Source organism: Deltaproteobacteria bacterium (genome assembly GCA_020845895.1).
In the GTDB taxonomy this organism is placed as follows: domain Bacteria; phylum Lernaellota; class Lernaellaia; order JACKCT01; family JACKCT01; genus JADLEX01.
Genome location: JADLEX010000158.1, coordinates 42,024 through 60,608, shown reverse-complemented (window position 1 = coordinate 60,608; position 18,585 = coordinate 42,024). Strand labels below are relative to the sequence as shown.

Annotated in this window: 16 protein-coding genes; 4 read left to right on the top strand and 12 right to left on the bottom strand. The window is 65.6% G+C overall.

Features of this window, described 5'->3' with window-relative positions; genetic code table 11:
• The 5 genes from IT350_20605 to IT350_20585 all read right to left on the bottom strand — a co-directional run.
• Positions 1-954, bottom strand: a 954-nt coding sequence (locus IT350_20605; protein MCC6160466.1) for a TolC family protein, incomplete at its 3' end; no start/stop codon positions are given.
• 138 nt (positions 955-1,092) lie between these two features.
• The gene (locus IT350_20600; protein ID MCC6160465.1) at positions 1,093-1,455 is read right to left on the bottom strand and encodes a hypothetical protein; all 363 of its coding nucleotides are present in this window, start codon (positions 1,453-1,455) and stop codon (positions 1,093-1,095) included.
• 101 nt (positions 1,456-1,556) lie between these two features.
• On the bottom strand, positions 1,557-2,369 hold the full coding sequence (locus IT350_20595) for a uroporphyrinogen-III synthase (GenBank protein ID MCC6160464.1): 813 nt from the start codon (positions 2,367-2,369) through the stop codon (positions 1,557-1,559).
• A 76-nt stretch (positions 2,370-2,445) separates the two neighbouring features.
• Positions 2,446-2,754, bottom strand: a complete 309-nt coding sequence (locus IT350_20590) for a type II toxin-antitoxin system RelE/ParE family toxin (protein MCC6160463.1) — start codon at positions 2,752-2,754, stop codon at positions 2,446-2,448.
• Positions 2,751-3,041: a type II toxin-antitoxin system Phd/YefM family antitoxin gene (locus IT350_20585; protein ID MCC6160462.1), complete on the bottom strand. Its 291-nt coding sequence runs from the start codon at positions 3,039-3,041 to the stop codon at positions 2,751-2,753. Before IT350_20585 ends, IT350_20590 begins: the two co-directional genes overlap by 4 nt.
• A gap of 168 nt (positions 3,042-3,209) precedes the next feature.
• Between IT350_20585 and IT350_20580 the strand changes: the two genes are divergently transcribed.
• Complete coding sequence (locus IT350_20580; GenBank protein ID MCC6160461.1) at positions 3,210-4,574, top strand: MATE family efflux transporter; 1,365 nt, start codon at positions 3,210-3,212, stop codon at positions 4,572-4,574.
• A 9-nt stretch (positions 4,575-4,583) separates the two neighbouring features.
• Here the strand turns inward: IT350_20580 and IT350_20575 are convergent, their stop codons facing one another.
• The gene (locus IT350_20575; GenBank protein MCC6160460.1) at positions 4,584-5,180 is read right to left on the bottom strand and encodes a hypothetical protein; all 597 of its coding nucleotides are present in this window, start codon (positions 5,178-5,180) and stop codon (positions 4,584-4,586) included.
• Positions 5,177-6,478 carry an AAA family ATPase gene (locus tag IT350_20570; GenBank protein MCC6160459.1) on the bottom strand — a complete coding sequence of 434 codons (1,302 nt, stop codon included), beginning with the start codon at positions 6,476-6,478 and terminating at the stop codon, positions 5,177-5,179. The genes IT350_20575 and IT350_20570 overlap by 4 nt, the downstream gene beginning before the upstream one ends.
• A gap of 141 nt (positions 6,479-6,619) precedes the next feature.
• Between IT350_20570 and IT350_20565 the strand changes: the two genes are divergently transcribed.
• Positions 6,620-8,467, top strand: a complete 1,848-nt coding sequence (locus tag IT350_20565) for a hypothetical protein (GenBank protein MCC6160458.1) — start codon at positions 6,620-6,622, stop codon at positions 8,465-8,467.
• 15 nt (positions 8,468-8,482) lie between these two features.
• Here IT350_20565 and IT350_20560 read toward each other — a convergent pair whose 3' ends face one another.
• Both IT350_20560 and IT350_20555 read right to left on the bottom strand, forming a co-directional pair.
• Complete coding sequence (locus IT350_20560) at positions 8,483-8,932, bottom strand: type II toxin-antitoxin system HicB family antitoxin (protein ID MCC6160457.1); 450 nt, start codon at positions 8,930-8,932, stop codon at positions 8,483-8,485.
• Positions 8,933-8,976: 44 nt separating this feature from the next.
• On the bottom strand, positions 8,977-9,165 hold the full coding sequence (locus IT350_20555; GenBank protein MCC6160456.1) for a type II toxin-antitoxin system HicA family toxin: 189 nt from the start codon (positions 9,163-9,165) through the stop codon (positions 8,977-8,979).
• Between the two features lie 130 nt (positions 9,166-9,295).
• Here IT350_20555 and IT350_20550 point away from each other — a divergent pair, with 130 nt between their 5' ends.
• Positions 9,296-10,531, top strand: coding sequence for an ABC transporter ATP-binding protein (locus IT350_20550; protein ID MCC6160455.1), 1,236 nt, complete (start codon positions 9,296-9,298; stop codon positions 10,529-10,531).
• Positions 10,528-11,580, top strand: a complete 1,053-nt coding sequence (locus tag IT350_20545; protein MCC6160454.1) for a radical SAM protein — start codon at positions 10,528-10,530, stop codon at positions 11,578-11,580. Before IT350_20550 ends, IT350_20545 begins: the two co-directional genes overlap by 4 nt.
• 9 nt (positions 11,581-11,589) lie before the next feature.
• On the opposite strand, the gene IT350_20540 is transcribed toward IT350_20545, so the two are convergent.
• From IT350_20540 to IT350_20530, 3 genes are all read right to left on the bottom strand, one after another.
• Complete coding sequence (locus IT350_20540) at positions 11,590-14,151, bottom strand: penicillin acylase family protein (protein ID MCC6160453.1); 2,562 nt, start codon at positions 14,149-14,151, stop codon at positions 11,590-11,592.
• A 114-nt stretch (positions 14,152-14,265) separates the two neighbouring features.
• On the bottom strand, positions 14,266-15,345 hold the full coding sequence (locus IT350_20535) for a DUF1016 family protein (protein ID MCC6160452.1): 1,080 nt from the start codon (positions 15,343-15,345) through the stop codon (positions 14,266-14,268).
• Between the two features lie 121 nt (positions 15,346-15,466).
• Complete coding sequence (locus tag IT350_20530; protein ID MCC6160451.1) at positions 15,467-18,583, bottom strand: efflux RND transporter permease subunit; 3,117 nt, start codon at positions 18,581-18,583, stop codon at positions 15,467-15,469.
• Positions 18,584-18,585 lie beyond the last annotated feature (2 nt).

The following is an 18,585-nucleotide window of genomic DNA, read 5'->3' as shown; positions in this document are numbered from 1 at the left end:
GGCGGATTCGCGCTCGGCCCGCGCGCGGCGCACGGGGGCGCGGTTCCAGTTCCACAAGGGAAGTTCCACGGTGACGAGACCGCCGTAGGAGCGCGCATCGAGGTCCGCGTCGTAGAATCCGCCGATTTCCAGTTCGGGAAACGCTCCGTTCCGCTCGACCGCGACCAGCGCGTCCGACTGCTCCGAACGCAGTGCCGCCGCGCGAACCGCGGGGTTCTCGGCTTGGACCTTCGCCCGGATTGTATCAAGCGGCGGAACCTGGGGCCGCTCGCGCAGATCGTACGCGACGCGAAACTCGCGCGCGGGATCCCGCCCCATCCGCGATGCGAGCGCCGCCCGGCGTCCGGCCGCATCGGCCTCGGCGATCCGCAGTTCGGCCCGCGCCTCGGCGAGACTCGCCTCCATGCGTTCGAGCTCGACCGGGCGCGCCTCGCCCTTTTCGACGCGCAGGCGGACCGCGTCGCGCGCCGCCTCGTGGTGGCGAAGCCCCTCGCGCAATTCGTCCAATAACGCCTGATCGTGCGCCGCGCCGACGTAGAGTGCGCGCAACTCGTGGAGGACGACGAGGCGATCGGCGCGCGACTCGAACTCGGCGGCATTCGCGCCCAGCCGGGCGGCTTTCGACCGGTGATGCCGCGTTCCGATCCATTCGATCGGGATCTCAGCGTCCACGGCCCAGACCGCGCCGTCGTCTTCCGACTCGTCGGCGGGTTCGCCGCGTCCGTATCGGACCGACACCTCGGGGTTCGGATAGCGACGCGCCTCGGCCCGTTCCGACGCCGCCAGATCGATACGACTTCGCGCGAGGTGCGATCCGGGATCGTCCTCGGCGAGTGCGCGGACCTCGGCCCAACTCACGATGTCGGGCTGCGCGGCGTCGTCGGCGGCACGGGCCGAGGAGGCGAGCGCGAGAAGGCACAACGAAATTCGAAAGAGGCAACGGACCTGCAACAACGCGACCTCCGCGAACAGCGCAAATGCGCCGTACGGTCAGGGATGATTCGCGACCAGGTCGTTCCGACGCGCGCGAACGCACGACGAACGGCTTGGGGCCGTCAACGCGGCATGAAGGGCAATTTGTCGGGATTCAGATCAGGCGAAGGCGGGCGGGCGTTCGGGAGCTGGAACGAACGCGGAATCGAGGTGGACCGAACCTCCGGGCGCGTGATCGGTCGGGATGTCCTTCGGTGCGACGTACGCGCCCGAGGCGATCATGATGTGGTGAAGTGCGCAGCAACTCGCGTGAGCGCCGTCGTCCGCAGCCTCGTGTCCACCGTCCGAGGCATCAGGTCCGCCGCCGGCGGCCCCCGGATGGCAGCCTTCGGGCGGGCAACACAGCGCCATCTCGGCGTCCGAGTTCCGGCAGGCGTCCACGTGGGGGAAACTGATCGCCAGGACGGCGATCGCCGCGAGGAGCGACGCGATGCGTTTTATAGATCGTCCCGAGACAGACATGACCGAGGTTTTTAAACGGTCGTGGTCGAAGAGGTCAACCTTCGCGACGGACAAATCCAACCTTTGGTGGGCTACGCGACGAACGCGCGTGGAATTTGGGATCAGCGTCGCGCGAAGTGCCGGGCCAGCGCGTCCGCAAGGCCGGGGACATCGTGGGGAACGGCCTCGACCGCGCACGGCAACCCGAAATCGGCAAGGGTCTTGCTGGTTTGCGGACCGATCGAAGCGAACACCGCGCGCGAGGAGATCTCGCGGGCGAGCGGCGCGCCGAGCATAGCGACGAAGTTTTCCACGGTGGACGAGCTGGTGAACACCACCGCGTCGGCCTCGCCCGCGGCGACCAGTTCGCGCAGGCGCAGCGCGGACGACTCGTCGGGCACGGTGCGGTACGCGACGATCTCATCCACCGCCGCGCCCAGATCGCGCAGGGCCTCGGGCAGGAACGAGCGGGCGAGGTCGCCGCGCGGAAGCAGGAAGCGTAGCCGCTCCGGATCGGTCGCCTCCTTGAGCGCGGGAATCAGCGATTCGGCCGCGAAGTGTTCGGGCACGACATCCACGCGGATGCCAAGCTCCGTGAGCCGCGCCGCCGTCGCCGCGCCCACCGCCGCGATCTGCACGCCCAGCAGGTCCGCGGCGCACATGTCGTTTTCCTTCACGGCGCGCCATAGCGCCTCGACCGCGTTCACGCTCGTGAACACGATCCAGTCGTAGTTTTCGAGACGCGCCACCGCGCGGACCAGTGCGCCCGGATCGTCGGGCGGCGCGATGCGGATCAAGGGAAGTTCGTGGACGATCGCGCCCAGCGCCCCGAGGCGCTCGGTGAGCGGACCGGCCTGATCCGCCGCGCGGGTGTTGACGACGCGCACGCCCGCGAGCGGTCGACCGAGGCCATGGTCGGCGATTTCATTCATCATCGCGGAAACGTACCACAGTTGCCGGCGCGGGCAAGATGATTTCGGCGAGGTTCATGCGGGGGCGATGGCCGCTCGATCAGTCGGACCCGTCCGGTGCGCGAAGATCGACCGGCATCAACCGATGTCCCTCGAAAACCGTGAGGACGTCGATTGTTTTCTCCCCGATGCGATAAACGATGCGGTAGTTCCCGACGACGATCTCACGGACCGTCTCGTCCCCGAATTCAGGGACGACGCGGCCCATCCGCGGAAACCGCGCGAGTTTCTTCGCGGAGGCGCGGATGGATTTTACCAGCCGCTTCGCCGCGACCGGGTTGTCCGCGACGATGAACGTGGCAATTGCCGCGAGGTCGAAGGCGGCGCGCCGCGTCCAGCGGACGTTCATCGGCGTCCCTTCTCGATCGCGGCATCGAGCAAAGCGTCCAGTTCGCGATCGGTCACGAACCGGCCCGCCTCGGCGTCGTCCATACCCTGACGCACAGCTTCGTGGAAACGAGCGCGTTCCTGTGCTTCGTCGAAGTCGCGCGGATCGATCAGAACGCCGGCAGGCTTGCCGTTGAGCGTGATCAGGAGAGGGCGGCGAGTCTTCGACACATGCGCGAGCCACGCCGAGAGCCGGGCTTTGAAGTCCTTCGCCGGAACCACATCCTCATTGAGTCGTAGCGAACGCATGGGGGCACTCCGGAGTTTCTATTCAGTCTCAATTATGGTCTCAATAGTGGTCCTTGTCACGCCGATTTCGTTCCCCCGTCCGCCGCGCAGGTGTTCACGAAACACCGTCCGCGCAATTCGACCCCGCCATTTCGCCGTTTCCCCACCGCTGCTAGACTCCGCCGCCGCATGAAAAAACTCATCGCCCATACCAAACGCATCACCGGGGTCGAGCCCCCGTGGCGGCTCATCACGCACCTCGCCGCCCCGGCGATGGGCATGATGTATCTGATCTGGGGCTTCAACTTCGTGGACACCGCGTTCGCCGGGCGGCTGGGCGACGTCGCGCTGGCGGGCCTCTCCACCGGCGCGTTCCTCATGTGGATGGTCTTCGGTTTCGCGAACCTCGTGTCGATGGGCACCGCCGCCATCGTGTCGCGGCGTATCGGCGAGCACGACATCCACGAGGCCGAGCGCACCGCGTATCAGAGCCTGTTGCTCACCGTGCTCGTTTCGATCGTGTACGGCGCGGTGACGTGGCACTTCGCGCCCGACATTTTCGCGCGCCTCATGAAGGTCACGCCCGAGGTGCACGCGGTGGGGTGGTCGTACCTGCGCTGGGTGCTTGCGTCCGCGCCGTTCGCGTTCCTGTTTCTCACGTCGGGCCAGATCTTTTTTGCGACCGGCGACACGGTGCGTCCCATGCAGCTCATGGTGCTCGCGCTCGTCGTCACCTTTGTCTTCGACTGGGTCTTCATGTTCGGAAATCTCGGCGCGCCGAAACTCGGCACCGAGGGCGCGGGCATCGCGTTCGCCGCGTCGCGCGTCGCCTACGTCGCCGTCGCGCTGACGATTTTGTTGTGGCCCAAGCCCCACGGTTTCACCGTGCGCGCGCATGGTCGCCCATGGCCCGACTGGAACGTATTCGGGCGCATCTGCGTGATCGGCCTGCCGCAGGCGGTGGAGGGCGTGCTGTTTCCGCTCGTGTACATGTTCCTGACGCGCTACACCACGGCGCACGGCACCGAAAACGTCGCGGCGCTGCGCATCGGCCACACGGTGGAAGGGCTCATCTTTTTCGGCTCGATGGGCATGGGCGCGACGATCCGGCCCATCGTCGGGCAGAACCTCGGCGCGAAAAATCCGCGCCGCGCCATGGCCGCGGGATGGACGGCGCTGGGCCTGCTGGCGATTCCCGCGTCGATCTACGCCGCCGCGCTGATCTTCGCACCGCATGTCGTGGCGTCGGTGTTCGCGAGCGACCCCGCGGTGATCGAGGCGTCGTCGGGCTATCTGCGCATCGTGGGCTGGTCCCAGATCTTCATGGCGTGCGAACTCGTGCTGATCGGCGTGTTCTCCGGCGCGGGCTACACCTGGGTGCCGATGGCGATCGTCATTCCGCTCACGCTCGCCCGTGCGCCGTTGGCTGCGTGGCTGGAGCCGATGATCGGCGTCGACGGCGTGTGGTGGGCGATCTCCATCTCCACCATCGCCAAGGGCGTCGTGCTCGCGTTCGTGTTTTCGCTCGGCGCGTGGACGCGAAAGAAGGTGTGAGGCGCTGAGTTACAGCATTCCCTGACGTTTAGCCTCGGAATAGACGAATGGGGCACTGTCTCGAAGATACGTGGAACCGCTAGGACATGAAAAGCACAAGATGTAGCGGTTCCACCACGCTGCACGGATGGCTCGACATTCTCCGTCATCCAGGCCGAGCAGGTCGATCATGGCCTGCGCCTTTCTCCGAAGGATCATGGATCGGTCGGGGTTCGGATAAATCCGCCCCGTGACGAGTTCCAGGTGAAACGTCTCGCGACGCAAGCGGAACGGATCGAGCGGAACAGAGCGTTTGCTCTTGCGACCGTTCATCGTCATGCATGCGAGTCGATAATTTGACCACTCAAAGGCGAGGTTCGGATCGATCGATTTGGGGACAAAGTGGTCCACGGATTTCGCGCCGGTCACCGGCTCGATGAAGATGCACAGATACGCGCAGACTCCCGCATACTCGCGGTGCAGGTCGTCCAGGCACTTGCGCCAGATCCTTGATCCCGGCTTCCAATCGGTGGGGCTGATACCCACGCTTCGCAACCACGCCGAGCCCGGTTGGCGCACCATTGCGTCGAACGACGCCGGCTCGGGTCGGCGACGTACGGGAATCATTTCACGGAGCCGTTTCGCTTCAACCAGCCGCCCTTCTCTCCCGCGTATCGCCACCCGATCCAGAACGAATCCAGTTCTCCGAGTAGTTTTCGCAGACGTCGGTCGAGTTCTTTCAGAGCTTTCGAATCCGGAGGCGACGCCGACAGCAATTTGGACGCCTGCTCGATGGCCTCTTCCGCTTCGCGGGAGCGCGCCTGACGCAGTTCGAAGATTTCGCTTGTCAGCCAAGCGGTCACGTCGCCGCGCCGTTGCCACTCGACGGTATTGGCTTCGACTTTCGCGAATCCGCCGTTCTTCGGGGGAACGATCTGAAGGTCGATCAGCGAATCCGTTTTGGGATCGAACTCGGGTTCGACGGACGCCAAAACGAGCGGAGAATGCGTGGCCGCGATCAGTTGGATCTTCACCTGCTCGAGCTGCATCATGGCTTTCGCGGCGCGGAAGACCGCCGGGATGATTGCTCGTTGCCATTTGGGATGCAGGTGCGTCTCCGGTTCGTCAATTAGCAGAACGAGTCGATTCTCCGGTCTCTTTCGAAGAACCTTTGAGCCCTTGATGTGTTCGCGCCAGGCCCATACGAGCAGATACGCAAGTCCACAGACTCTTCGAACGGCCGCCGACGCGTGCGTCAATGGAACCCGACGGTCGTAGCTCGTGCGAATGGTCGGCGTGTCAAAGCCATCATCGAGGGAGACCCGTACCGGCTGATCCGGTTCGATCGGTTCCTCGGGGGATGACAGTGCGCGAAGCACCTGTTTCAAATTGTCGAACAAACTCGAATCGTTGGACGTCTGCCAGAGCACCCAATCGCGAATGAGTCCCTCGCAAGTCCTTCGTCCGTTTTTTTCGAGTCCGTTCCACAAAGCCGAGGATTCGAAGTGAAGTGCGGGGAGTCGATCGGGGTCATCCACGCCGACGGATGGCGCTATCCGCCAATAGTGACGCGTCGGATCCCAAACGGAAAATCCCCCATCCACGCGGGCGTACACAACGACTCCCGGCATGACCGGTCGTCCTTGGGATTTCACCCACGATTGCTGTGGGTGTCGAAACACCCACTTGGTTTCAACAGCGTTTGTTCTGGCTTTGACTCTCACGGCTATCGAGGCCGTGGGGGCCTCGTCACGCGGTCGCGCGGCATTTCCCGCCCAGTTTCGGGTCAGCGCCCACCACGCGGCATCAAGCAGAAAGGACTTGCCCAGCCCGTTGTCGCCGGTGAGAAGATTGAGTCGATCGCCGAATTCGACCTGCATCCGGGGCGCGGGCCCGACGCCGACAAGCTGAAGCCTCTTGAGCATCTAGCGCTCTCCACGTTTGAAAGCGGGATCGTCGACAGTATACGCACCGTACCGATGGCTCGCCACTGCTTCGACACCTCAGCCCCTTGCGCCGCGCGCACCCGTCCCTAAGATCGCCGGACCATGACCGAACGCCCGACCATGACAAAGCGCCGCGCGATTCTCTCCGTTCTCGCCGTCATCGCGTTCGCGTTGTCATGGTGGTGGCATCCGTGGCCCGCGGCGGACATCACCGATCTGCCGCGCATCGAGCGTATCAAAACGCGTTTCGGCCTGTCCGACGCCAACCGCCGCGCCATGGCCGAGGCCGTGCGCGCCGCGCTGCGCGATCCCGCCGCCGTGGCCGATCGCCCGCCCGCGCCGCTCGCGGGACGCACGATCGTCTTTCTCTCCGTCTTCGCGCCGCCGCTGGATCCGATTTTCGTGCAAAGCGAACTCGACGACGCGCCGGAGGCGTGGGCACAGGCAGTTTCGCGCCTGCGCACGCACCCCGACGCCGCGAGACTGCGCGCGGTCGCCGACCAAGCGCACGTGAAGATCGACCTGCTCACATCGCTGCGCACGTTGAAGACCAGGAGCGAGGCGAAAAAGCTCGACATCGAAACGGGGCTCGACGGGCTGATCCTGCAAAAGGACGGCGAGCTGGTGGTGCAGCCGCCGTGGGACATCATCGTGAACGACTGGGACGTGGGCGAAGGCGAGGGACGCAAGCGCCGTCGTCTCGAAAAGCAGATGGCCCTGCTGGGCCGTGCGGCCGGGCGCGGCGCAGACGGCTGGCAGCACGCGAACCTGTACACGTTCCGCACGGCGTCGTTCATTCAGGACGCGATGAACGCCGAGCCGCGCGCGCTTTATCGCAGTCTCGCGCCGAAAGACGGCCCGCCCACGCGCGACGAGCTCGCGCTCGCCACCGCCGAGGCGACGGACTGGGTGGTGCGCACGACAAGCGACGAAGGCAAGTTCACCTATCTCTACTATCCCGTCCGCGACGCCGAAAATTTTCCGCTGCATTACGGCGTGGTGCGCCACGCGGCGGCGGCCTACGGGCTCTACGCCGCGCACAACATGCTGCCCGACGCGCGCCGCCTCGACGCGGCGGAGCGATCGGCGAGCTACATGTGGTCGATCACGCGTGCGCCGCTCTTCGCGGCGGATGCACTCTCGGTGCGTCAGAACGGGCTGTCGATTCTGGGCGCGAGTTCGCTCGGTCTGCTGGCGCTTTGCGAAAAGCCGCGCGGCATTGTGACCGACGCGGAGCGCGACATCGCGCGGCGGCTCGCCGATTTTCTGGTGCTTATGCAGATGGACGACGGCACGTACTACACGACGTATGAAATGAAGCTCGCGGGCTGGAAACCGAGCAAGCCGCCGCTGTATTTCCCGGGCGAGAGCCTGCTGGCGCTGGTGCGTTATTACGAATGGACGGGCGAAGCGCGCCGGCTCGAATCGGCGAAGCGCGCGGCGACGCGGCAGATCGCGGAGTTCGAGCAGTCGGGCGTGCCCGATCACTGGTGCATTCAGGCGCTGTCGCGGCTCGCGCGCATCGAGCCCGGCGAACCGCGCTGGGCGCGCGCCGTTTTCGCCATGGCGGAGTATCATCTGAAGCATCAGTACACGGCCCAGGACCCCGAGACCGAGGACTATCGCGACTACTGGGGCGGCTACGACAACAGCACGCCGCCGCGCGCGACCCCGGCCGCCGCGCGAACCGAGGCGATGGCCGCGGCCTTCGATCTCGCCCACGCGCTGGGCGACGCGCGCGCCGGGGCGATCGGCGACAACGTGCTGGCCGCGTGCCGGTTCATCATGAACAACCAGTACGGGCCGGAGAATTCCTACTTCGTAAAGAATCCGGAGAAGGCGCGCGGCGGCATCCGCGGCGGCCTTGTGGACAACACGGTGCGGGTCGATTTCAACCAGCACAGCATCGTCGCGTTTCTCGGCGGACTGCGCGTGCTGGATGCGCGGGCCGCGGGCGTCAATCCCTGATCGAAGGCGAACCGCCTACTCGGCGTGCAGGACGAGTCGCTTTCCGACGGCGTGCGCGATCCGATCGAGCGTGGCAACGGTCAGGTTGGACCGCCCCGGGCGCTCCATACGCTGGTATGCCTGCGTGGAAATGCCCATCCGTTTCGCCATTTGAGACTGGCTGAGGCCACTCGCCTCGCGCCATCCGCGGACGAGAAAGGCCGTGCGCACCTCGGGTTCGAGCGAGATGAACACGAACTCCTGACCCTTCTTCGCGCGAGGCTTATTGCACGGTACCGGCAGCGATACGTGGCGATCGTAGTCGGATTCGAGCGCCGCGTTCAGAGCTTCCCGGCCCATTTCGATCGCGTCTTCGCGATCGTTTCCGTATGTGATGACCGTCGGGTGGTCGGGAAATTCGACGACGATGGTCCCGTCTTCCGGGTCCTCGTAGAGAACGGCCCAGTATCCTGTGATGTCGTTCATCGCTCGCTCCTCGCGGTCCCGCCGCGGCGGTCCTCACATCGCACTCATCTTCCCTTCAAGGCATCCGCCGCCTGTTTCAAAATCAATTGCGCCTTGAAGTTCGAGATCTCGCTGCCGTGCACCGGCACGACGACCGGTCGGGTGGATTGCTCATGGCGAAGGACGTGATGCGAACCTTTGATGCGGTCGAGGTGCCAGCCCCGTTGCTCGAGTTCGCGGATCAGATCCCTCACCCTCATGCCCGCATCCTACAACTTATATATTGTACCTTCAAGAGCGATCGGAACGCCTCCTTTCGCAACCCCCTAGCGGGCGCGCGCGCCCGTCCGCTATGCTGGCGCGAACCTGATCGAAACGGGCGTGATGGCGGTTATCGAAGTCCAGAATCTCGTCAAGGACTACCAGATCTATTCGCGGCGCGGGCAGCGGCTCAAGGAAGTGCTCGTGCTCGGGCAGAAGTCGTACCACGACTCCAAGCGGGCGCTGGCCGGCGTGAGCCTTTCCGTCGCGTCCGGCGAGTGCCTGGGCGTCATCGGCGACAACGGCTCGGGCAAGAGCACGCTGCTGAAGGTGCTGGCCGGCACTACGCACCCCACGTCGGGCGAGGTGCGCGTCGAGGGGCGCGTCAGCTACATCCTCGATCCGGGCACGGGGTTCAACGGCGATTTCTCGGGCGTCGAAAACGTGCTCTCCAAGTGCTCGCTGCACGGCCTGTCGCCGACCGAGGCGCGCGATCTGATGCCGCGCATCGTCGAATTCTCCGGCCTCGGCGATCGCATCGAGCACCCCTTCAAGACGTACTCGACCGGCATGCAGATCCGTCTCGGGTTTTCCGTCGCGATCCACATTCCCTTCGACGTGCTCGTGGTGGACGAGATCCTCGCCGTCGGCGATTTTCTGTTTCAGCGCAAGTGCATCAAGGCGATCCGCGATTTTCGCGACGGCGGTAAAACCATCGTCATCACGAGCCACAACCTCTCGGACGTGGCGACGTTTTGCGACCGGCTCGTGCTGCTCGAAGACGGCAAGGCCGCGATGGTCGGCCGCACCGAGGACATCATCAAGGCCTACGTCGAGGACTGCGAGCGCCGGTTCGCGCGTATCGAAGCGCCGATCGTCAAGGACCCGGTGCTCCAGCCGCCCGTCGAAAAGGTCGGCGGCGCCGAGATCCTCGACATCCGTTTTCTCGACGCGCTCGGCCACGCGCGCACGCACTTTCGCCCCGGCGACGTGATGGTGTGCAAGATGCGATTTCGCACCAAGGGCGCTCTGCCGGACCCGTGCCTGCGCGTCCAGTTTTTCCGCAACGACGGCCTGCTGGTGGGCGGCGTGAACAATTATCGGTTGCAGCAGCACTACCGCCACATCGACGGCGTGTACGACATCGAGATGCGCTTCGCATCGCTCAACCTGCTCGGCGGCGACTACTACGCCAACGTCGGCCTGTGGCCCGACGAGTACCCGAGCTGGGTCGCGAAAGCCCCCTACGACACACGCGATTACCAGTTCATCATCACGATCGATCAGGAACGCGAGCACGGGGCGGGGTTGGCTTACAGCCCGTGCGTGTTCACCCTCGATAAACTCGACATGACATGAACACCGCCGAAGCCATTACCGACGCGCCCGAATCCCAGGGCGCGGTGAAGCGCAAAAATTGCGACCTGCGCGACCGCGAGCGAAAGGAACGGCGCGTGCGTCTCGCGAGTCTGCCGCTGCAGGTGCAGATCGAGGCGACGAACCGCTGCAACCTGGAGTGCGCGAGCTGCGCGCGCAATTACTACAATCCGCGCACGAATCGCGCGGGCGATTTCGACCCCGCCGCGTTCCCGAATCTGCGCCCGCTGCTGCGCGCCGCCGAGCGCGTGTTGATCGGCGGCTACGGCGAGCCGCTGCTGGGCCGCCACATCGACGCGATTTTGCGTCTCGCGGCGGACGAGGGATGCTTCACCGAGATCATCACGAATTCGTCGTTTCTGGACGAGCGCCGCGTGGCGACGTTGGGTGAGCTCCGCGTCGGCCGCGTGCTGTTTTCGCTCGACGCGGCGACCGACGAGCATCTGCGCGAGACGCGCGGCGTGGCGCTGGCGGATCTGCTCGCGCGCGTCGATCTGCTGCGCGCCGCCGCGCCCGACTCGCTCGCGGCATTCAACGTGACGCTCACGCGGCGCAACGCGCACCAACTCGCGGCCATCGTCGATCTCGCGGCCGCGCACGACGTGGCCGACGTGTACGTGATGCACGAGAAGCTCTATACGCGCGCCCATGCGGGCAACTCCGCGCTCGCGCTGCCCGAGGGCGAACTCATCGCCGCGTTCCACCGTGCGCGCGAACGCGCCGTCGCGACGGGGGTATCGTTGCGTCTGCCGCCCACCTCTGGCGTGCACGAGTGCGAGCAGCCGCTGGAGTTGATGATGATCCGCCACGACGGCGCGGCGTTCGGCTGCTGCTCGGCGATGTTCGCGGGCGGCACGCATCGCATCGAGCTGGGTTACCTCGACCGGCAGGACGGCGCGACCTTGTGGAACGCCCCCGCGGCGCAGAACGCCCGCGCGCGCCTGTACGGACTGCCGCACAAGGACGGTCCGTGCGACACGTGCGCGTTCCGCGTCTTCACGCCCGAGGCGATGGAGCGGTTTCTGGACTGAGTTTCGACGTCATTTCGGCCCGATCGTCAACGTTCCCAGCGCGCCTTCGTTGTATTTCGCCCCATCCATCGACACGGGCCACAGTTCGCCGCGGCTCCACGGTTCCACGCCGTTCGCGTAGGTGGACGTGCCCGGGCGGCCCGACTGACCGAGGTCGAGCACCATGCCGCCCGCGTCGGGATCGCCGAAATCGTGCACCATGCGAAACACGGGGCCGTAATTCACCTTGATCTTACCCTTGCCGAGGAAGAGCCCGGCCTCGGCGAAAACCGCGTCGAGCGCGCCGGCAATCGGGCGCGGGCCGACGTTGACGAGCGACGTTAGCGGTGCGGCGCTGCCCATCGGGTGCTCGAAGGTGAGCTGGTGCATGCGGCCCCACGTCCACGCGTTCACGTCGTCGCCGAACGCCTCGGCGAGTTCCGCCACCGCCGCGCGAAACGCCGCGCGCAGAATGTCGTCGCGCGTCTCTTTTTGCGGCGTCGATTTCACGTCGAAGACGCGCGCGTTCGGGAACTCGTCCCAAAGCCGGTCGAAGAATCCGTAGGCGTAGAGGGCCTGCGTGACGAGGTCGAACACCGCGGGCGAAAGATCGTCTGCGAGCGCCATGCGCCACGCCTGCCGATACGTCGCGAAGAACACGGCCGCGCCGACCTCGTCCACGTCGGCGCGCAGATTCCAGTCGCGCAGCCGCGCGAGCGCCGCCGCTTCGCGCTCGTTCCATTTGTCGTTCATGAGCGCGGCGACGAGCGAGGGACGCAGCCGCTCCCCCTGTTTCACGTAGGTGTCGATCTGCATCCGCGCCACGTCGGTCGCGTCGTGTTTGGGCGCGGCGTCGATCATCTCCACGATGCGCGCGGCGCGATACGCGGGCATGGGATCGTTACTGAACGGCCACGGATAATCGCCGATCGGCACGACCTTGTTGTTGGCCGTGACGATGCGCCCCGACGCGGGATTCTCGATCTGCGGCAGGCGATCGACCGGAATCCAGCCGCGCCACTCGTATTCGTCTGTCCAGCCGGGCACCGGGCTCGTGCCGTCCCAGCCCTCGCGGATCGGCACGCGCCCCGCGGGAAAGTAGCTGATCGCGCCATGTCGGTCCGCCGCCATCCAGTTCTGAACCGGTACCTCGATGTGCGTGTAGGCGGCGCGAAACTCGGTCACGTTGCGCGCGCGGGCGAGGCTCTTCATCGCGAGCACATCGCCCATCGCACCGGCGTCGTCCATGGTGGAGCGCAGCGCGATGACGTGCTCGGCGTCCTTGGGCAGATTTGCCGCCGCGTCGGAGATGACGGGACCGTGGCGCGTGCGCCGGATCGCGAGCGGGATTTCGTCGAATCCCACACCCTCGTCGCGCTTCACGCGGATCGTCTGGTTCTCGATGACGAAGGGCGCGGCTCCCGTAGGCGTGATGTAGTTCCGCGCCTCCGTGGGATCGACTTTTTCCAGATACAAATCCTGCATGTCGGCGAAGGTCGTCGTCGCGGTCCACGCCACTTCGCGATTGCGCCCGAGCACGATGAAGGGCACGCCGGGAATGGTCGCGCCGATCGCGTCGAGGTCGCCCGTGCGCTGATGCACGAGGTAGAAGGTCGCGGGCGCCGTGTGTTGCAGGTGCGGGTCGTTCGCGGCGAGCGCGCCGCCGCTTTTCGTGCGCGACGGGCCGAGCGTCCAGCTATTCGATGCGGCCGGCAGCGCCATACCCCACGCGGATCGCACGCCGGTTTCGATCTGCGCTGCGGCGAGGGCGGCATCTCGATAGGAACTCGCCAGAGGCACGGCGACGGGTTGGGTCGTGGCTTTCGCGGCGGGCGAAGCGGCCCAGGTCTTCGACTCCTCGCGATAGTCGCGGTCGGTCCGCTCGATGATGTGCGGCCCCGGCGAGTCGTGCAGCGGATACGTTTCGCGCGCGACCTCCTCGCCCAGCTCCGCCGCCATCAACAGGCGCATCAGCTCCTGCGCCATGTTGGTTTGCAGCGCCCACGCCTGAAGACGTGCGACGGTCCAGACATCTTCGAGCGTCCACGGCTCCGGAGCGACGCCGAGCAGGGTGAATTCGATCGGCAGCGGCTCGCGCGCGGCGGCGGCGTTCACGCCCGCCACGTACGCATTCGCGGTCGCGAGGTCGTCGCCCGATAGCTGCGTCGCGGCACGCTCCGCGTGGCGGCGCAACCCCGCGATCCGAAACCACTTGTCCGTTGTGAGCAGATCGGGGAAAACCGCGTCCGTTTCGGGTCCCTCGACGATCTTTTGATTGCCGAACAGCTCGCACAGCCGGCCCGAGGCCAGCGCGCGCATGACGGTCATCTGAAAGAGGCGCTCGCGACCGTGCAGGTAGCCCATCGCGAAAAACAGGTCGGCGTCGTTCTTCGCGTCAATGTGCGGGATGTCGAAACGGTCGAAGACGATGGTGATCGGCTCTCGCACGCCCTCGATCGTGAACTCGCCCGAGCGCGCGGGCTCCACGGGTTGCCACTTGTATTTCGCGAGCGCCCACAACTCGCACCCGGCGACCGCTGCCGCCAACACGCACACCAAAACCACGACGCGCGCGCGTTTTCCCCACCGCATGGATTCCCCCGCCATTGGAATTTCATCCGCGACCGGACGCACGGGATTCATCCCGAATGGACGTGAGATTAGATCCGACGCGACGACGTGAAAAGGGAACGGACGGTTCGCGAACTATCGGTCCTCGACTGGCGACGGCCTCGACATCCGCTCGCGCGCGAGATGGATGGCCTCATGCAGCTTCTTCTCCAGCAGATCGCGCGGCGGCAGATCGGTGAGGTACTCGGCCACGCGAATTCCGGATTTTTCCAGCTGCAGTAACTCCACGTGTTCGCTCGACTTGCCAGCGCATAGGATCAGCCCGAGGGGAGTGTCCTCGCCGTCCTGCGTCTCGTACTTTTCCAACCACCGCAGGTAGAGTTCCATCTGGCCTTTGTAGGCCGCCTTGAATCGGTCCAGCTTGAGATCGATGGCGACGAGCCGACGCATTTTCCGATGGAAGAACAGCAGGTCGATGTAATAGTCCTCCCGGTCGACGGTGATGCGCTTCTGCCGCGCGACGAACGAAAAACCGATGCCAAGCTCCAGGATGAACGCTTCGAGTTCCCGCAGGATCGCCGCTTCCAGCTCTTTCTCGCTGTATGTCTCCTTCAGGTCGAGAAAGTCGAGGACGTACGGGTCGCGAAACACCATGTCGGGAGTCATGCGATCCGCCTCCCGCAGCTCCGCCAACTCGCGGCGGATCAAATCGTCCGGCTTCTTCGCGACGGCCGTGCGCTCGAAGAGCAGGCGGTTGATTTTTTCCTCCAGCGTGCGGGTACTCCAACGTTCGACTCGGCACAGCTCCGCGTAGAAATCCCGTTTCAGAGGATCGTCGAGATAGATGATCTGCCGGAAGTGGGTCCAGGACAATTGTGCACTCAGTGCGTGCACTATTTGCCGGTCCGGAAACGTCTCCGCGAATTTGACCATGTGGAACAGGTTCCGACGCGAAAATCCGCGTCCATATTCCGCTGACAATTGCTTCGACAGCGTCGAGACAATCTGCTCGCCGTATGCGGCGCGTCCTTCGCCGATGAGTTCGCGTTTGATTCGTTCGCCCATCGACCAGTAGAGCAGAACCATTTCGGCGTTGACCGCCGCCGCGGCGCGCTGCCGAGCCGACTCGATCATCGAACGCAGATCGTGAAGGATCCTGGACGACATTTCTTTCTTCGCCGAACGGCCACCGGTGCGCGCGAGTTCTTTCTTCATAGTTCGATCCTGACGGAGGGAACCGACACACGGACTCGAGCGGCGGCCCGATGTCCGAGCACGCCATGCGACGCCGGAGTGCCACGCAAAGCATATCCGAAAATGTCGTGCCGTAGAGCCCTCACCCCACGTTGTCGGGGGTTTCCTCGTGGAGTTTCGCGAGGCGGGCGGCGGCTTCTCCGGGCGAGCCGGTGTTGCGCGCGAGCAGATCGTAGAGCACCGGGATGACGACGAGCGTCAGCGCGCTCGCGAACATGATGCCGAAAAACACGACGACGCCGATGGTCTTGCGGCTGCCCGCGCCCGCACCTTGCGCGATCACGAGCGGCACCGCGCCCACGGCCGTCGAAAGCGCCGTCATGAGAATCGGTCGCAGACGCAGCGCCGACGCGCGAAGCAGCGCCTCGGTGAACTCGGCCCCCTCGTCGCGAAGCTGGTTGGCGAACTCGACGATGAGGATGCCGTTTTTCGCCGCGAGGCCGATCAGCATGACGATGCCGATCTGGCTGTAGATGTTGAGCGTGCTCCCCGCGATCCACAGGCCGCCCAGCGCCCCCGCGACGGCCAGCGGCACGGTCAGCATGATGACGAAGGGATGCACGAAGCTCTCGAACTGGGCCGCGAGCACGAGGAAGACGACGACGAGCGCGAGCGCGAAGACGAAATACAGCGAGCGGCTCGACTCCTTGAACTCGCGCGATTCGCCCTTGTAGTCGATCGCCGCCGTGGTGGGGAGTTTGTCGCGCGCGACGCCCTCGAAAAACGCGAGCGCCTCGCCCAGCGTGTAGCCGGGATTCAGGTTCGCCGAGATCGTGACGGCGCGGAAGCGGTTGAAGCGGTTGAGCTCGCCCGCGCCGGCCAGTTCGCGCACGCGCACGAGGTTGGAGAGCGGGATCAGCTTGCCCGTGGTGAGAGAGCGCACGTAGTTGTTGAAGATGTCGGCGGGCGAGGCGCGGTCCTCGTCGCGCGCCGCGAGGATGACATTGTACTCCTCGCCGCGCTCGATCATCGTCGTTACGCGTCGCGTGCCGAGCAGCGTTTCGAGCGTGCGCCCCACGTCGCCGAGCGATACGCCCAGATCCGCCGCGCGGTCGCGATCGATATCGACCAGCAGTTGCGGCTTGGTTTCCTTGTAGTCGGCATCGACGCCCGAGAGGCCGGGGTTTTGCCGCGCGGCGTCGAGCAGAATGTCGCGATAGCGCGCGATCTCGTCATACGTGCTGCCGCCGACGACAAACTGCACGGGCTGGAAGCCGCCGCGACGCACGAGACCCTGACGCATCGCGGGAAAGGCGAGGCCCTCGGTGAGCGCGCCGAGCTTCGGCGTGATCTCGGCCATCACCTCCTGCGTGGTGCGCGCGCGGTCTTCCCACAGGCTCATCACCACGACGCCGAAGCCGGAATTGACGACGGCGGTGCTGCCGAATCCGCCGGGAACGCGGGTGAGCACGCGCGTCACCTCGCCGCTTTCCAGCAGCGGCAGAAGGATGTTTTCCACCTTCGTCATCATGCGCATGGAGTAGTCGAAGCTCGCGCCCTCGGGCGCCTTGGCCACCACGATGAACGCGCCGCGATCCTCGGTCGGTGCGAGCTCGCTGGGAATCACCGTCATGAACCACGCGATGAGACCGAGTGTGGACGCGCCAGCGAGCAGCACGAGGCCGCGGCGGCGCAGCGCGCCCTCCAGCAGCCGGCGGTAGGCGCGCTGGAGCCGCTCGAAGTCGCGGTCGATGCGCCGCGTGAGCCAGTTGCCCTGTGTGTTCGGCTTCAGGAGCCGCGACGCCATGACCGGCGTGATGGTGAGCGCGACGAGCCCGGAAAAGCCGATGGCGGCCGACATGGCGAAGGCGAACTCCACGAACAGACGCCCGATGTTGCCCGTGAGAAACGCGATGGGAATGAAGACCGCGAAAAGCACGGCGGTCGTCGCGACGACGGCGAAGCCCACCTGCCGCGTGCCGCGAAACGCCGCGAGCATCGCGGGCTCGCCCAGTTCCATGCGCCGGTGAATGTTTTCGAGCACGACGATGGCGTCGTCGACGACCATGCCGATCGCGAGGATCAGCGCGAGCAGCGTGAACAGGTTGATCGAGTAGCCGAGCACGGACAGCACGATCAGCGCCGCCGTCAGCGAGACCGGTACCGCCACCGCCGGGATCAACGTGGCGCGCAGGTTGCCGAGGAACAGATAGATCACCGCGATGACCAGCACCACCGCGATGAAAAACGACACGTACACCTCGCGGATCGCCGCGCGGATAAAGACCGACGTATCGTAGCTCGGCGCGAGGATCGTGCCCTCGGGAAGCTGCGTCCCGACCTGTATCGCCACTTCGCGCACGCCGTCGGCAACCGCAATGGCGTTCGCCGTGGACTGCTGGATGATGCCGATGCCGACCATCGACTCACCGTTGCCGCGCAGCACGCTGCGCTCGTCCTCGGCCGTGAATTCGACGTCGGCCACCTCGCCGAGCCGCACGATGTAGCCGCCTTCGCCGCGCTTGAGGGCAAGGCCGCGGAAGTCGTCGGGCGCGCGATACGAGCGCGCGACGCGCACCGTGAACTCGCGGTCGACCGACTCGATGCGCCCGGCGGGCAGCTCCACGTTTTCGCGCAGCAGCGCGCCTTCGACGTCACTCACGGTCAGGCCGCGCGCCGCGAGCGCGTCGGCGTGCAGCCACACGCGCATCGAATATCGCCGCGCGCCGCCGACCATGACGCGGGCCACGCCGTCCACCACCGAGAAGCGATCGACGAGATAGCGCTCGGCGTAGTCCGTGAGCTCCAGGTTGTCCATCGTGGAACTCTGGAAGTTCAGCCACATCATCACGTCGTTGTTCGCGTCGACCTTGAAGATCTCGGGGGCGTTCGCCTCCTCGGGCAGGTTGTCCACGATGCGACCCACGCGGTCACGCACATCGTTGGCCGCGGCGTCGATGTCGCGGTCGATGTTGAACTCGATCGAGACCTGAGACTCGCCGTCGCGGCTCACCGACTCGATCGTGCGGATGCCCTCGATGCCGCTGACCTGATCCTCGACGGGCTGCGTGATGCGGGCCTCGACGATATCGGCCGACGCGCCGGTGTAGATGGTCGAGATCGACACGACGGGCGGATCGATGTCGGGCAGTTCGCGCAGCGGCAGCGTCAGGTACGACAGCACCCCGAAGATCACGAGCAGCAGATTGACGACGATCGCGAGGACCGGACGGCGGACGGACACGTCGGAAAGAAACATGG

Excerpts from the sequence above, each read along its gene's own strand:
- IT350_20590 (MCC6160463.1), bottom strand. The coding sequence starts at position 2,754 with ATGAACGTCCGCTGGACGCGGCGCGCCGCCTTCGACCTCGCGGCAATT.
- IT350_20585 (MCC6160462.1), bottom strand. The coding sequence starts at position 3,041 with ATGCGTTCGCTACGACTCAATGAGGATGTGGTTCCGGCGAAGGACTTC.
- IT350_20540 (MCC6160453.1), bottom strand. The coding sequence starts at position 14,151 with ATGCGGTGGGGAAAACGCGCGCGCGTCGTGGTTTTGGTGTGCGTGTTG.
- IT350_20535 (MCC6160452.1), bottom strand. The coding sequence starts at position 15,345 with ATGAAGAAAGAACTCGCGCGCACCGGTGGCCGTTCGGCGAAGAAAGAA.
- IT350_20565 (MCC6160458.1), top strand. The coding sequence starts at position 6,620 with ATGACAAAGCGCCGCGCGATTCTCTCCGTTCTCGCCGTCATCGCGTTC.
- IT350_20550 (MCC6160455.1), top strand. The coding sequence starts at position 9,296 with ATGGCGGTTATCGAAGTCCAGAATCTCGTCAAGGACTACCAGATCTAT.
- IT350_20560 (MCC6160457.1), bottom strand. The coding sequence starts at position 8,932 with ATGAACGACATCACAGGATACTGGGCCGTTCTCTACGAGGACCCGGAA.
- IT350_20530 (MCC6160451.1), bottom strand. The coding sequence starts at position 18,583 with ATGTTTCTTTCCGACGTGTCCGTCCGCCGTCCGGTCCTCGCGATCGTC.
- IT350_20600 (MCC6160465.1), bottom strand. The coding sequence starts at position 1,455 with ATGTCTGTCTCGGGACGATCTATAAAACGCATCGCGTCGCTCCTCGCG.
- IT350_20595 (MCC6160464.1), bottom strand. The coding sequence starts at position 2,369 with ATGATGAATGAAATCGCCGACCATGGCCTCGGTCGACCGCTCGCGGGC.
- IT350_20545 (MCC6160454.1), top strand. The coding sequence starts at position 10,528 with ATGAACACCGCCGAAGCCATTACCGACGCGCCCGAATCCCAGGGCGCG.
- IT350_20580 (MCC6160461.1), top strand. The coding sequence starts at position 3,210 with ATGAAAAAACTCATCGCCCATACCAAACGCATCACCGGGGTCGAGCCC.
- IT350_20570 (MCC6160459.1), bottom strand. The coding sequence starts at position 6,478 with ATGCTCAAGAGGCTTCAGCTTGTCGGCGTCGGGCCCGCGCCCCGGATG.
- IT350_20575 (MCC6160460.1), bottom strand. The coding sequence starts at position 5,180 with ATGATTCCCGTACGTCGCCGACCCGAGCCGGCGTCGTTCGACGCAATG.